General features: G+C 74.9%; 11 protein-coding genes and 1 pseudogene. 4 read left to right on the top strand and 8 right to left on the bottom strand.

The window, feature by feature from the left end; translation table 11 throughout:
• Nucleotides 1-43: 43 nt before the first annotated feature.
• Nucleotides 44-1259: pseudogene (locus ACIQFX_RS21420) on the top strand (cytochrome P450).
• A 94-nt stretch (nt 1260-1353) separates the two neighbouring features.
• On the opposite strand, the gene ACIQFX_RS21415 reads toward ACIQFX_RS21420, so the two are convergent.
• The 5 genes from ACIQFX_RS21415 to ACIQFX_RS21395 all read right to left on the bottom strand — a co-directional run bounded on the left by ACIQFX_RS21415 (nt 1354) and on the right by ACIQFX_RS21395 (nt 6445).
• Complete coding sequence (locus tag ACIQFX_RS21415) at nt 1354-1599, bottom strand: hypothetical protein (protein WP_402465555.1); 246 nt, start codon at nt 1597-1599, stop codon at nt 1354-1356.
• Nucleotides 1600-1661: 62 nt separating this feature from the next.
• Nucleotides 1662-2138 (bottom strand): NUDIX domain-containing protein, encoded by a 477-nt coding sequence (locus ACIQFX_RS21410; protein ID WP_402465552.1) that lies wholly within the window; start codon nt 2136-2138, stop codon nt 1662-1664.
• Between the two features lie 205 nt (nt 2139-2343).
• On the bottom strand, nt 2344-3567 hold the full coding sequence (locus tag ACIQFX_RS21405) for an FAD-dependent oxidoreductase (RefSeq protein WP_402465549.1): 1224 nt from the start codon (nt 3565-3567) through the stop codon (nt 2344-2346).
• Entirely contained in the window at nt 3564-4982 is a 1419-nt protein-coding gene (locus ACIQFX_RS21400) for an FAD-dependent oxidoreductase (RefSeq protein WP_402465546.1), read from the bottom strand. Before ACIQFX_RS21400 ends, ACIQFX_RS21405 begins: the two co-directional genes overlap by 4 nt.
• Nucleotides 4982-6445 carry an FGGY family carbohydrate kinase gene (locus tag ACIQFX_RS21395; protein WP_402465544.1) on the bottom strand — a complete coding sequence of 488 codons (1464 nt, stop codon included), beginning with the start codon at nt 6443-6445 and terminating at the stop codon, nt 4982-4984. Before ACIQFX_RS21395 ends, ACIQFX_RS21400 begins: the two co-directional genes overlap by 1 nt.
• A gap of 302 nt (nt 6446-6747) precedes the next feature.
• Between ACIQFX_RS21395 and ACIQFX_RS21390 the strand changes: the two genes are divergently transcribed.
• Nucleotides 6748-7722, top strand: a complete 975-nt coding sequence (locus ACIQFX_RS21390; RefSeq protein WP_402465541.1) for a hypothetical protein — start codon at nt 6748-6750, stop codon at nt 7720-7722.
• 66 nt (nt 7723-7788) lie between these two features.
• Nucleotides 7789-9321: an amino acid permease gene (locus ACIQFX_RS21385; protein WP_402465539.1), complete on the top strand. Its 1533-nt coding sequence runs from the start codon at nt 7789-7791 to the stop codon at nt 9319-9321.
• Between the two features lie 107 nt (nt 9322-9428).
• Here the strand turns inward: ACIQFX_RS21385 and ACIQFX_RS21380 are convergent, their stop codons facing one another.
• A complete protein-coding gene (locus tag ACIQFX_RS21380; protein WP_402465536.1) occupies nt 9429-10190 on the bottom strand; it encodes a GntR family transcriptional regulator in 762 nt (253 codons plus the stop codon).
• Nucleotides 10191-10373: 183 nt separating this feature from the next.
• Here ACIQFX_RS21380 and ACIQFX_RS21375 point away from each other — a divergent pair, with 183 nt between their 5' ends.
• Nucleotides 10374-11714, top strand: coding sequence for a DUF2252 domain-containing protein (locus ACIQFX_RS21375; RefSeq protein WP_402465533.1), 1341 nt, complete (start codon nt 10374-10376; stop codon nt 11712-11714).
• A 152-nt stretch (nt 11715-11866) separates the two neighbouring features.
• On the opposite strand, the gene ACIQFX_RS21370 is transcribed toward ACIQFX_RS21375, so the two are convergent.
• A complete protein-coding gene (locus tag ACIQFX_RS21370; protein WP_402465531.1) occupies nt 11867-13258 on the bottom strand; it encodes an FAD-dependent oxidoreductase in 1392 nt (463 codons plus the stop codon).
• A gap of 671 nt (nt 13259-13929) precedes the next feature.
• Nucleotides 13930-14466, bottom strand: a complete 537-nt coding sequence (locus ACIQFX_RS21365; protein WP_402465529.1) for a PadR family transcriptional regulator — start codon at nt 14464-14466, stop codon at nt 13930-13932.
• Nucleotides 14467-14480: the final 14 nt, after the last annotated feature.

Genomic DNA, 14480 nt, shown 5'->3' with positions numbered 1-14480 from the left:
GAACACACCGCACAGCGCCGCCGCGGGCCGCGCCCCGTACCGCATGGACACGTCGGGCGGCTGCCCGCACGCGGCGAACGCCCGACTGCTCGCCGAGGGCGCCGTGACCCCGGTGATCCTGCCCGGTGAGATCGAGGGCATGGCGGTGCTCGGCCACGATGCCCTGCGGGACTTCCTCACCCACCCCGACGTCGCCAAGGCCCCGCACCACTTCACCGCGCTCGCCGAGGGCCGCATACCCGAAGGCTGGCCGCTGCTCACGTTCGCCACCGTGCCCGGCATGACCACCGCCGACGGCGCCGACCACCGCCGGCTGCGGACCCTGGTCAGCAGCGCCTTCACGGCCCGCCGGGTCGAGGAGCTCCGCCCGCGCGTCGAGGCGGTCACCGCCGGACTGCTCGACGGACTCGCCGAGGCCGCCCGCGCCGCCGGCGGCGTCGCGGACCTGCGCCGCCACTACGCGCTCCCGCTGCCGCTCGGCGTCATCTGCGAGCTCCTGGGCGTCGACCCGGTCCACCAGGACCGGCTGCACCGCCTGTCCAGCCTCGTCGTCGCCACCGACACGGGGCCCGAGGAAGCCGTCGCCACCAACCGCGAGCTGGCCGAACTCCTGGGCTCCATCGCCGCGGCCAAGGCCGCCGCCCCCGGCGACGACCTCATCAGCGCCCTCATCGAGGCCCGGGACGAGGGCGGCGACCGGCTGAGCCAGCCCGAGCTCATCGGCACCCTGATCCTGATGATCATCGCGGGCCACGAGACCACCCTGAACCTCGTCACCAACGCGGTGCGGGCCCTCTGCGCCCACCGCGACCAGCTCGCCCTCGTCCTCGAAGGACGCGCCGGATGGGCGGACGTGGTGGAGGAGACCCTCCGCTGGGACAGCCCGGTCAGCGCCTTCCCGTTCCGCTACCCCACCCGTGACCTCACCGTCGACGGCACCGTCATCCCCCGGGGCACCCCGGGGCACCCCGGTGCTCGCCGGGTACTCGGCGGCCGGCCGCGACACGAAGGCCCACGGCCCGGACGCCGACCGCTTCGACATCACCCGCACGTCGACGGTGAAGCACCTCTCGCTCGGCCACGGCCCCCACTACTGCCTGGGCGCCCCGCTCGCCCGCATGGAGGCCGAGATCGCCCTGGAAGCGCTGTTCACCCGCTTCCCGGACCTCGACCTGGCCCTCCCCGAGGACGAGCTGACCCGGCACGCGGGCTTCGTCGGCAACAGCGTCCGCGCCCTCCCGGTCCGCCTCGGGGCCTGACCGGCCACGCGTCCCGGCCGGGCGCACGCCCCGCCGGGCGCACGCCCCCAGCCGGGGGCTGCTCCCGGCCCGGCGCGACCTCGGGCGCGCGGGTTCAGCCGCCGCGCCCCCACGTGGTCACGGGGGAGGCCCGCAGGGAGGAGACGAGGCGCAGCAGCCGGTCCTCGTTCCCGGACAGGCCGGCGGCGCGGAGCGCCTCGTCCGCCTCCGCCATGGGATGGGTGAGCATCAGTCCCGCGTACGGGGCGAGCTGCGGGTCGGTCAGCACGGCCTGGGTGGACTCGAGCAGCCGCAGGTACGCCTGGGCCGCCGCGCGCTCGGTTGCGGTGAACGTGGTCATGTCGGGCTCCCTCTCGACAGTTCGGCGCTCACCACCTTCTCGCACGGGTCTGACAATCGGGCTCAGCCCCGCCCGCCGAGGTGCCCGCCGAGCCGTTCGAGGAAGACCCGCTGACCCGTCACGAGCAGGGGAGCGGCGGCCTCGGGGGCGAACCAGCCCACCCGGTCGATCTCCGGGAACTCGGCCGTGACACCCGACCGGGGCGGCCATTCCATGGTGAAGGTGCCCGGTACGACCAGCGCGGGATCGAGATCGCCCTCGACGGCCCAGACCGTGACGATCTTCCCGCTGCGCTGCCGGGCCTCCCCGAGCGGGACCCACTCGCCGTCCGGGGCCGCGAGCCCCAGCTCCTCCCGGAACTCCCGCCGCGCGGCGTCCTCGGCGGTCTCGTCGGGCCCGTACTGCCCCTTCGGGATCGACCAGGCCTCCTCCTCGCGGGACTCCCAGTAGGGCCCGCCCATATGACCGATGAGTACCTCGACGCCCTCGCCCTCCGTACGGCGGAAGACCAGGAGACCCGCGCTGCGTGTGTCCGGCATGGGCCCCAGTGTGGCCGAACACCCCCTGCCGGCGCAGCCTCGCCTGCCGTCCCCGGCCCCGCCCCTGTCCCCGGCCCCGGTCTCGTCCTCGTCCCCGGGCCGCCCGAGTCTCGAACGGCCCCCCGGCCCCGGGCGGCCCGCGATCCGGACGGCCCGGCCCGGCGGTCCGCGACCCGGACCGTCCCAACCCCGCACCGCCCCGGCCTCACTCCTCGACGGAGACCACCACGGGACCGCCCGCGCGGTCGACGCCGCCGGTCCACCGCTCCCCGAGCCGTACGGATCGCCAGGGAGCCAGCGTCCCCGCCACCCGCTCCCGCCGCAGGGGGACGCCGCCCTGGTGGACGGCCAGGACCGGTCGCACGAGCCGCCGCTCCGCCTGTACGAGCAGGGGGACGGCCTCCGGGCCGAGGAGTCCGGGCGTCACCCACCGCAGGGGCCCCGCCGTCACCACCGGCACCCCGCCGGTCGGCCAGGGCCGGCCGGCGAGCCGGGCGAGGACGGCGCCGGTCACGGCACGGCCCTCGGCGGCGGCCCGCTGGGCCGGCTCCCCGCCGTGGAGGAGGTTGCCGACGGCGAACACGCCGGGCTCGGCGGTACGGAGGCCCCCGTCCGTCAGGGGGCCCCGGGTGCCCGGCGCCAGTGGCAGTCCGAGGAACCTGGCCAGCTCGTGGTCGGGGATCCAGTCGCCCGTGAACACCACGGTGTCGCAGTGCAGCACGGCCGTCCGCCCGTCCTGCCCGCGGACCGCGACCCCCGTCAGCCGGCCGCGTCCGATCAGTTCGGTCACGACCGCGCCGACGAGCACCGGTACGGCGGCTCGGGACCCGGATGCCCCGAAGGCCCCGGCGGTCCCGGGCGGTGCGCCGACCACCGCGGCCACCGTGACGCCCGCCTCCCGCAGCATACGGACCGCGTGCCGGGCCACCGGGTCGCCGCCGACGACCACCGCCCGCCGCCCGAGGTGTCCGCCCCGCGCGCCTAACCGGGCGATTGTCCGCTGGAGCTCACCGGTGGTCAGGACCCCGGCGGGCCGCGACCCGGGCACCAGCCGGGCGCTGCGCGGCCGCTCGCGGGCCCCCGTGGCCAGGACGACCGCGCGGGCCCGGATCCGCTCCGGACCGGTCGGGGCGGTCACGTCCAGGGTCAGCGGCCCGGCCCAGCCGGTGGCCGAGACGCCCGTACGGACGGTGGCACCGGCCCGCAGGGCGGCCCGCGCCGCGCGCCGCGCGTAGGCGGGGCCGTCCAGGGGGCGGCCGAGGGCGTCCGCGCCGAACCCCGGCCGGAGGCAGTGCCGCGGGGCGCCGCCCGGGGCCGGCTCCCGTTCCAGGACCTCGACCCGGCCGGCGCCCGCGGCCGCGAGGCCTGCGGCCGCGGCGAGCCCGGCGGGTCCCGCGCCCACCACGAGCACGTCGACGGTACGGGTCACCCGGTCCCCTCCTCGTACTCCCGGCTCAGCGCGTTCAGCTCCGCGCCGCAGAAGTTGCCCTGGCAGCGCCCGCCGCGGGCCCGGGTCCTGCGGCGCAGTCCGTCCGGCCCCGCCGGCGGGATGGCCGAGGCGAACGCGGCCCGCACCTCGCCGCGGGTCACCTGCTCGCAGTGGCACACGATCTCCCCGAACTCCGGGTCGCGGGCGATGAGTCCGGCGTCGCGGTACGGCCGGGGGAAGGCCTCGCCGATGTTCGGCATGCGGACCGGGGCGAGGGGCCGCTCGGGCCCCGGGTCGAGCCCGCAGTCGGCGAGGAGCCCGAGCACGTGGTCGGCGATGGCGAGGGACGCGGTGAGCCCGGTGGAGCGGATCCCGCCCACCGTCACGTACCGCAGCGCCGGGTGGGCGGCGATCCGGTAGTCCTCCCGGCCGGTGGCCGCCCGCAGGCCCGCGTAGACGGCCGTGACCTCCTCGTCGAGGAGCGCGGGGAGGATCCGGCCGCCCTGCTCGCGCAGCCCGGCGAGCCCCTCGGCCGTCGTGCCGGTGGCGGTCTTGTCGTCCAGGTCCTCGGCGGTGGGCCCGAGCATCACGTTCCCGTACACGGTCGGCGAGACGAGCACGCCCTTGCCGAGGGGGCCGGGGACCGGGAGCAGGATGTGCCGGACGAGGTCGCGGGCGAACTTGTCGAAGACGAGGAGCTGGCCCCTGCGCGGGGTGACGGTGAAGTCGGCGCGCCCGAGCAGCGCGTCGAAGCCGTCGGCGTGCAGCCCGCAGGCGTTGACGAGGTGGCGGGTGCGGAGCACTCCCCGCCCGGTGACGAGCCGGTGGTGGGTGTCACCCGGACGCACCTTCTCCACCCGGCAGTTCAGGTGCAGGTCCACCCCGGAGCGGACGGCCTGGGTCGCGTACGCCAGGGTCGTCGTCCACGGGCAGATGACGGACTCGCCCGGCACTTCGAGCGCGGCGAGCGTGCCTGCGCCCAAGTGAGGTTCCCGCAGGGCGAGTTCCGCCGCCGTCAGGAGTCGGGTCGTGCGGTGTCCGTTGCGTTCCGCCTTCTCCGCCAGGCGGGGGAGTGCGGCGCGCTGCTGCTCGTCCCAGGCCACGAGCAGCGCGCCCAGCGGCTCCACGGGGATGCCCGCCTCCCGCGCGTACGCGTCGAGCATGCGGTGCCCCTCGCGGACGAGCCGCGCCTCCAGGGTGCCGGGTGCCGCGTCGAAACCGGTGTGCAGGATGGCGGTGTTGGCCTTCGACGTGCCGTCGCCGACGTCGTTCGCGGCCTCCACCAGCGCGATCCGCAGCGGATGGCGGGCGAGCGCGCGGGCGACGGCGCAGCCGACGACCCCGGCGCCGACGACCACGACGTCGTACTCCGCGGCCGGTCCGGCCGGCAGCGGACCCGTCCGCGTGACGCCCATCAGGCCGCCCCCGGGGCGTCGCCGCCCCCGGAACGTGCGACCAGCGCCGACACCTCCGTACGGAACCGGGCGAGCCGCGCGGCCGCCTCGTCGCCCGAGATCCGCGGCTCGTACACGGCCGAGGGCTTCCACGCCGGCACGGCCTCGCGGAGGGCGAGCCCGGGGTGGCGCCCGAGCCTGGCGACCGCGCCGGCTCCGAGAGCCGTGGCGTCGGGTGAAGAGGAGACCTCGACGGGGAGTTGCAGCAGATCGGCCTGGGTCTGCATCAGCAGCGCCGACCGGGTCAGGCCTCCGTCGGCGCGCAGCGCGGAGGGCGGCGCGCCCCGGTCCGCGGCGGCGGCCGCGGCCAACTCGACGACCTGGGCGGCGATCCCCTCGCACAGCGCGCGGACCAGGTGGCCGGGCCCGGTGTCGAGCCCGAGTCCGGTGAGCGAGCCGCGGACGTCACCGCGCCACCAGGGCGCGGCGAGCCCAGCGAACGCGGGCACGAAGGTGACGCCGCCGGTGTCCGGCACGGCGCCGCCGACCGCGTCGAGCTCCTCGGCCCCGGCGATCACACCGAGGTCGGTGAGCCAGCGGACGGCCGAGGCGACCGTGTACACCTGCCCGTCCAGGCAGTGGGTGACCCGGCCGTCGAGCCGCCAGGCGACACAGCCGACCAGGCCGGAGGCGGGCCGCACGGGCTGGGGCCCGGTCTGGGCGAGTAGGAAGGCCCCGGTCCCGTAGGTGCACTTGGCGGCGGCCGGGTCGTCGGCGCTCTGGGCGAGCAGGGCCGCCTGCTGGTCCACCAGGAGGCCGGTGAGCGGCAGCGGCGGACCGAACGCGGTCGTGGTGCCGACCGGGGTGTCGCAGTCCACCACCCGGGGCAGCCGCTCGCCGCCGAGTCCGTACAGGTCGAGTGCGGTGTCCGACCAGGCGAGCGTGTCGAGATCGAGGAGTCCGGTCCGTCCGGCGGTCGCCGCGTCGGTGACGAACGCGCCCGTGAGGCGGTGGACGAGCCAGGAGTCGCTGGTGGTGACGACGCCCGCGCCGGTTGCGTGGCGGCGGATCCAGGCCATCTTCGGCGCGGCGAAGTAGGGGTCCACCGGGAGCCCCGTCAGGTGCCGCAACCGCTCGGCGTGCGCGTCGAGTCCGGCGCAGACCCCGGCGGCCCTGCGGTCCTGCCACACCAGCGCGTCGGTGAGGGGTTCGCCGGTGGCCGGGTCCCAGGCGAGCACGGTCTCGCCCTGGTTGGCGAGGCCCACCGCCTCGACGGAGGTGCCCGCCTCGGCGAGCGCCGCCCGGCCGGCCGCGACCACCGAGTCGTACAGCTCACGCGGGTCGACCTCGACGAGCCCGCCCGGCAGGTAGCGGGGCCTGACCGGCGCCGTGCCGCTGCCGACGACGCCGCGCTCGGGGCAGAGGACGAGGGCCTTCGTGCCCGACGTCCCCTGGTCGACGGCGAGTACCGGGCCGCCTGTCATCGTGCTGCTCCCGTCCCTGGACCGCACAGTGACCATCCGATCACCGAAAGGGGTCAGGGTGCCGTCGCGGCGGTCCGGCGTCAAGCCTCGGCGGCCGTTCCCGTCAGGTCCGCCGACCTACCTGACAGTAAGTCAAATTCGGTCGTTGGCCTAATAGTTACTGTCACGAAAGAAAGTGGACCGGTCGCATCCATCGCCCTCTATAGTGATCGCCGATCAACGGCCGGGACACCCGCCGGGGGACTGACCACCCCCTCCAGCCACCGAGGACCCATGTCATCCACACCACGCCCCACCCCCTGATGGCCGCGCACGGCTTCCGGCCCGTCTACCACCCCGCGGGCCACGACCACGCCCTGCGCAACGCCGTCCAGGACTTACGCACCGGCCGCTGGGTGGCCATGGCCCGACTGCTCGACGAGACCACCGGCTGGGACGGCTGGACCCGCCGCACCCAGGTCCTCGCCGCCGTCGCCGCCGGCACCGACGTCGTCCACACCTGGCGCGCCGAACAGCCCGACAGCACCGCCGCCACCGTGATGCACAGCCGCGTGACCGTCGAACGGGCCGTCCGCGCCCACCGCGCCGGCCACGCCCGCACCAGGGAACTCTGGCAGGAGGCCTGGACCGCCTGCCGCGACGCCGCCGAACGGTCCCCCGCCGACCCCGTGCCCTGGGTGGGCCTCATCGCCCTCGCCGCCCTCGACGAGCGCCAGCGCATGGCCGAACACCGGCTCACCCCGCCCGCCCCCATGCTGCCGCCCGGCCCCTGGGGCCTGCTCGCCGAGGCCGAGAAGCGCGACCCGTACAACCGCGAAGCGCACCACCGCATGCTCCAGTTCGTCTACGCGCGCCGCCCCGGACCGCTCTCCGAGGCCGTCAACTACTCCCACTGGGCCGCGTCGGCCGCCCCCGTCGGCTCGGCCCTGCACGCGCTCCCGCTCTACGTGCGCGTCGAGCGCTACCGCCGCGAGCGCGGCCACGAGCGCGCCCTCGACCTCCACTGGGTCGCCGAGGACGCCGTACGCGACGCCCGCCGCGCGCTCGACGACTGGTTCCTCTTCTGCGCCACCGACGAGGCCTCGCTGCTCGACCTCAACCACCTGGCCCACGCCCTCTTCGGCGCCCTCCGCTTCCCCGACGCGGCCCGGGTCTTCGAAGCGCTCGGCCCGTACTACACGACGCTTCCCTGGGCCTACCGGACCGCCCGCCCGGACGACCGCGACCTGGCCGAAGAGGTCTTCCTGCGCGCCCGCGCCCGCTGTCTCGGCGGCTGAAGCCCGCCCCCGCGCCCCACCGCGTACGCCCCACCCCGCTCACCGCCCGTCCCCCCGGAGGCACCCATGTCCCGCACCGCAGTCCCCGCCGACGCGATACACGAACCATCCCCCGTCCACGACGAGGAGGCGCGGCTGAGAGAGCTGGGCTACCAGCCCGTCCTGGCCCGCCGGATGGGCGGCTTCGGCAACTTCGCGATCAGCTTCTCCGTCATCTCGGTCCTCTCCGGCTGCATGACCCTCTACGGCTTCGGCATGGCCACCGGCGGCCCCGCCGTCATGCTCTGGGGCTGGGCCGGCGTCGGCCTGTTCGTGCTGTGCGTGGGCCTCGCCCTCGCCGAGGTGACCAGCGCCTACCCGACCTCGGGCGCGCTCTACTACATGGCGGACCGGCTCGGCGGACGCCGCTGGGGCTGGTACACCGGCTGGCTGAACCTCCTCGGCCTCCTCGGGGCCATCGCCGGCATCGACTACGGCGCCGCCCTCTTCACCGGTGCCTTCCTCAACCTCCAGTGGGGCTTCGAACCCACCGCCGGCTCCACCTTCCTCATCTTCCTCGGGATCCTGCTGCTGCACGCCGTCCTGAACCTGTTCGGCGTCCGCCTCGTCAGCGTGCTCAACTCGGTCAGCGTGTGGTGGCACCTGGCCGGCGTGGCGCTCATCGTCGGGGCCCTCGCGTTCGTCCCCGACCGCCACCAGTCCGTCGACTTCGTCTTCACCGAGTTCGTCAACGACACCGGCTGGGCCAACCCCTTCTACGTCGCCGCCATCGGCCTGCTCCTCGCCCAGTACACCTTCTCCGGCTACGACGCCTCGGCCCACCTCTCCGAGGAGACGTCCAACGCCTCCGTCACCGCCGCCAAGGGCATCGTGCGGGCCATCTGGGTCTCCTGGATCGCCGGCTTCGCGCTCCTCGCCGGACTGAGCTTCGCCATCCAGGACTACGCCGCCACCCAGGCCAGCGACACCGGCGTCCCACCCGCCCAGATCCTCCTCGACGCGCTCGGCTCCGGCGCCGCCACCGCCCTGCTGCTCGTCGTCATCGTCGCCCAGCTCTTCTGCGGAAACGCCGAGGTCGCCGCCGCCAGCCGCATGGTCTTCGCCTTCAGCCGCGACAACGCCCTCCCCGGCTCCGCGCTCTGGCGGAAGGTCAGCGCCCACACCCAGACCCCGGTCCCCGCCGTCTGGCTCGCGGTCGCCGTGGCCGCGCTGCTCGCCGTCCCCTCGCTCTACTCCGCCACCGCGTACGGCGCCGTCACCGCGATCAACGTCATCGGCATCACGCCCGCCTACGCCATCCCGATCTACCTGCGGCTGCGCGCGGGCGACCGGTTCGTCCCCGGTCCCTGGAGCCTGGGCCGCTGGAGCAAGCCGATCGGCTGGACCGCCGTCGTCTGGGTCGCCGTCGTGACCGTCCTCTTCTGCCTGCCGCAGAAGTCCCCGGTCACCGTCGACACCATGAACTACGCGGTGATCGCGCTCGCCGTCGTCCTCGTCCTGGCCAGCGTCTGGTGGTACGTGGCCCGCCGCTCGTACGGCACGCCGACGGCGTACGGAACGGCCCGCGAGGAGGCGGAGATCGCGGAGGGCATCGTCTAGGAAGCCCGCCGCACCCGGCGGGAGGCCCCCCGCTCCCGCCCGGGCCCTCACACGCCACGCGCCCCGTGACCCGCCGACGCGGACCACGGGGCGCGCGGCATGCGGGGTCAGGCGCTGAACTCGTAGGTCCAGGGCGCCGACTGCGCCGAGAAATCGATGTCCGTGATCTCCAGGGCGTGCCCGTGCTGGTCGCTGACCACCCGGTGGACGAGCAGCCGGGCCGCGCCGCCGGCCGTCGTCGTGGTGGGACCCGGCGGCATGCCGACCGACTCGCGGTGGGTGATCCGCAGCCCCGCCTGGTGCATCCAGTGGTAGAGCAGGCGCAGATCGGGCTGCCGGTGGCAGTCCCGGCCCCGCCGGTAGCGGGCCAGTTGGGGAATCTCGGTGAGCGCAGGCCGGGAGAACCACGACACCGCGCGCTGGAGGGCCGACCCGTGCGGTCCGAGCACCCGGTGCCGGTGGACGAGGGTCGGCTCGCCGGGGGCGAGGAGCAGCCGGGGAGCCAGCGGGGTGGGCGGCGGCTCCCAGGTCAGCGAGGCCCGCACCAGCGCCTCGGCCGCGCGGGGGCCGCCGGGGAAGCTCGGCCGACGGGCCGTCAGGGCTGGCCCCGCCGGCTCGGCGGCGGTCGTGTCGCCCGCGCCGGCGGCGAACGTCCCGCGCCGGTCGGTGACCACGAGCCGCTCGTCCCTGAGGAGCTGGAGCGCGCTGCGTACCGTCTGCCGGTTGACGTGGTAGCGCTGGACCAGGGACCGCTCCGACGGGAGCCGGGTCCCGGGGGAGATGCGCCGTTGGGCGAGGTCTTCGCGCAGGGCGGCGGCGACCCGGAGATAGAGCGGCGGTTCCGCCGCCTCGGATGCGGGCTCGACCATGTTCAACCCTTTCTTCGCTCAGCGTGACTGCGTGGGCCGTGTGGGTGATCAATTCCTATCATTGGTCTAAACCATTTCGCTAGGGCGGCCCCGCAGAGTGGCCGAAAGGAGCACCGCGCCTTGTAATGAGGAAGCAGGTGACAGGCACGAGACCGCTACGGCGGAAGAAGGGGGTGGGGCCGGATGACCACACCGTCGGAGCGCGCCGCACTGGGCAAGGCGGCCCGCAAGCGGGTGTCCCGCTCGTCCCACGGCCGCTGGATACCCAGCTCCCAGCGCCCCGACCCGATCCACGTCCTCGAACGCGAGGCCGTGGACCGGCTGACCGACCTCGCACCCCTCCGGTACGGCAGGATGGCGGCCTCCCCCTTCGCCTTCCTCCGCGGCGCCGCCTCCGTCATGGCCGCGGACCTCGGCGCCCAGCGCCACACCGGACTCACCGTCCAGCTGTGCGGCGACGCCCACCTGCTCAACTTCGGCGTCTACGCCTCACCCGAACGGACGCTGCTCTTCGACGTGAACGACTTCGACGAGACCCTCCCCGGCCCCTTCGAATGGGACGTCAAGAGGCTCGCCGCCAGCATCACCGTCGCCGCCCTCCAGAACGGCAGCGCCAAGTCCAAGGCCCACCGCGCCGCCCTCGCGGCCGTCGAGTCCTACCGGACGGCCATGCGCCGCCTCGCCGAGCTCGGCGAACTCCCCGTCTGGTACGAGCGGATCGCCGCCGACGACGTGCTCTCCCTGGTCCGCCACGGCGAACAGGCCCGCGTCACCCGAAGGCTCGCGAGCGCCCGCCGCCGCACCAGCCTCCAGGCGCTCGGCAAACTCACCGAGAAGGACGACTCCGGCACCCGGCGCTTCGTCGAGGACCCGCCCCTCCTCGAACGGGTCACGGACATCGACCGGGTCACCCTCGGAAAGATCTTCAGCGACTACCGCAGCTCCCTCGCCGAGGACAAGCGCGTCCTCCTCGACCGCTACCGCTACGTGGACGCGGCCCGCAAGGTCGTCGGCGTCGGCAGCGTCGGCACCCGCTGCTTCGTCCTCCTCCTCGAAGGGCGCGACGCCTCCGACCCGCTCGTCCTCCAGATCAAGGAAGCGGGCACCTCCGTCCTGGAGCCGTACCTCGCCCCCTCCGCGTACGACCAGCAGGGCCACCGCGTCGTCGCCGGACAGCGCCTCATCCAGGCCGCCAGCGACATCTTCCTCGGCTGGATGACCGGCCCCCAGCAACGCCACTTCTACTGGCGCCAGCTGCGGGACATGAAGGGCTCGGCCGAGGTCGAGACCATGACCCCCGGCACCCTGCGGGACTACGCGCGGCTCTGCGGCCGGGCCCTCGCCCGCGCCCACGCCCGCTCCGGCGACCGCATCGCCATCGCCTCCTACCTCGGCTCCACCGACGTCTTCGACCGCGCCGTCGCCGACTTCTCCCTCGCCTACGCCGGCCAGAACGCCGACGACTACGCGAGCCTCGGCGCGGCCATCGCCGCCGGCGTGATCACGGCGGCCCCGGGCGCCTGACCGGCCGCGACGACGACGAGTGGCCGTCCCCGTGTCACCGGGGGCGGCCACTCACCCGAACGGCCTTACGCGAGCGACCTTGACGCGAACGGTCTTTAAGCGAACGGTCTTTACACGAACGGCCTCACGCGAACGGCCTCACGCGAACGGCCTCACGCGTCGCGCCGCAGCGGCGGCTCGGCCGGCGTCTCCCGGACCGGGCCGAACAGCACCGCCCGTGCCACCGCCGGCGCGAACAGGGCCGTCAGCGGGGCGGTCAGCGTGAGAGCCGCGCGGAACGGCGCCCCGACGACCGGGTCGCCCGCCGCCCGCTCCTGGACCCGGCGCAGGTACCAGCCGACCGCCTTGTCCGCCGGCCCCGGGCGCGCAGCGTCGCCGGTGGCGCCGGGCATCTTCTTGTCGGCACCCGCCGAGATGTCCCAGGCCTGCTTCGACGCGTCGAACAGGGCGCGCTGCACCTGGAAGGTGGTCGGCGTGCGCTTCGGGTCGGTGAGCGCCCGGCGCAGCGCCACCGCACTCATCGCGGCGACGGCCATGCCCTGCCCGTAGATCGGGTTGAACGCGCAGAGCGCGTCACCGGTGGCCAGGAAGCCGGCCGGCCGGCGACCCGGACGGTCGTACCTGCGGCGGATGTTGGCGGTCTTGCGGAAGCCGTACACCGGCGACTCCGGCTCGGCCCGCGCCAGCCAGTCGCTGACCACGGGGTGCGGCAGCCGCTTCGCGTACTCCTCGAACGCGCCCTCCTCCGTGGGCGGTTCGTCACCGCGCAGCCCGGAGAGCGTCACCAGGTGCCGGCCGTCGCCGAGCGGCAGCACGACACCGCCGTACACCTGCGCGGGGTTGGGCACGAGGTAGTAGCCGACCGCGTCCGTGCCCGGGAGGTCGGCGGGGGAGCGGTAGACCCGGGTGGCGTACGCGAGACCGGTGTCGAGGGTCTCCTCGTGCGGGGCCTCCGCGCCGATCCCCGCCAGCCAGTCGGCGGCCTTCGTGGACCGCCCCGAGGCGTCCACCACCAGATCGGCCTCCAGGACGCGGGTCTCCTTGTCGGCCCCCGCGCCGCGCCCGCGCAGCCGTACGCCCGTCACGCGCGAGGAGTCACCGGCCAGTCCCACCGTCTCGGTGCCCTCGACCAGCTCGATCCGCGGATCGGCGAGCACCCGCTGCCGCACCAGCCACTCCAGCTGGGGCCGCGGACCGGTGTAGAAGTGCGCGGTCGCGGGCGTCCGCCGGAACCACCGGCCGTTCTGCCACTGCACCATGTCCTCGGGCACGCCCACCTTCGGTGCCCCGAGCTCCCCCAACTCGGCCATGAACCCCGGCAGCAGCTCGTCCAGCGCCCGCTGCCCGCCCGCGATCAGCACGTGCAGGTGCCGCCCCTGCGGCACCCCCGGCCGCGCTTCCTGCCCCTCCGGGTACCGGTCGCGCTCGACCACCGTCACCCGCTCCGCGTGCTCCGCCAGTACCCGTGCCGCGAGCAGCCCCGCCAGACTCCCCCCGATGACCACCGCGTGACGCGTCCCCCGGTGCCCCAAGTCGTCGGTCATACCCGCCCTTTCCTCTCCCGGAACCAGAACTCCCCAGTATCCACGCCCCCACCACCCCCGTCGCCCCTGCCGTAAGGCGGGCCCATGGCATCCGAACGCCCCACCGCCCCCACCGGCTTCAGGTAGCCGCCAGGAGATCCCTGGCGGTCCTCACCCACGGAGCCGCATGTCACGCACCGCCCATCACCTCCCCGCCTCCCGCCGCCCCTTCCCGATCGACCGCCTCCGGGGCACCCCCTGGTGCTCCGGAGTCCTCCGAGACCTCAGGTACAGCGCCGAACACCTCGCCGAGGCAGCGCGGAAACACGCCAGACCCCGACCCGAGGCGGTCCACCGGACCGTCGACCTCTACACCTGGCCCCGCTTCTGCCAGGACCGCGCCGTCGCCCGCTGGTCGGCGCACGACGAGCGCAGGGCACGACAGCGCCTGCGCGCCCGGACCCGGACCCTCACCCGCCTGCTGAACGGCACCGACGGCACGATCGCCCGCACGGCCCCGGACACCATGGACGTCCCGCCGACACGCCACCGACGCGGCGCGCTCTGGCGCGCCTGGACCGGTCGGCGGAGGCGGGGGACCGGTCGTGCAGCGGTCGGTCCCCGTCCGGCTCCTCCCGTCCGGCCGCCGCCTCGCTCCCCTCCGGTCCGCCGATTCGGCTTCCCCGGTTCCGTCACTTCTCGTCGAGTTCCGTGAGGGCGTGGGTGAGCCACTGGACCCAGAAGCGTTCCATGTCGATGCCGCCGCGTAGGACGAGGTGGCGGAGGCGGTCGGGTTCGGTGTGGCGGCGGTCGGTGGGGAAGTCGCGGGCTTCGATGGCGAGGTACTCGTCCAACTGCCTTTGGTGCAGGTCGAGATGGCGCCGGAGTTCGGCGCGGAGTCCGGGGGCGCCGACGACGGCGGCGGCGCGCATGCGGAGGAGGAGGGCGGCGCGCATGGGCTTGGGGTCCTCCGCGCGGGCCACCCAGGTGCTCAGTTCGGTCCGGCCCGCGGGGAGCACCTCGTACTCCTTCTTCTGCCCCCGCGCGGGCACCGGGGCGGGCAGGGCGCGGATGTGCCCCGCCTGCTCCAGTTTGCCGAGCTCGCGGTAGATCTGCTGGTGCGTGGCCGACCAGAAGTAGCCGATCGACTTGTCGAAGCGGCGCGTCAGTTCGAGGCCGGAGGACGGCTTTTCGAGCAGCGCGGTGAGGATCGCGTGCGGGAGGGACATGCTCGCATCCTAGG

Source organism: Streptomyces sp. NPDC093089 (assembly GCF_044754405.1).
In the GTDB taxonomy this organism is placed as follows: Bacteria; Actinomycetota; Actinomycetes; order Streptomycetales; family Streptomycetaceae; genus Streptomyces.
Note: the sequence above shows the minus strand (reverse complement) of the source record. Positions and strands in the feature narration are given on the sequence as shown.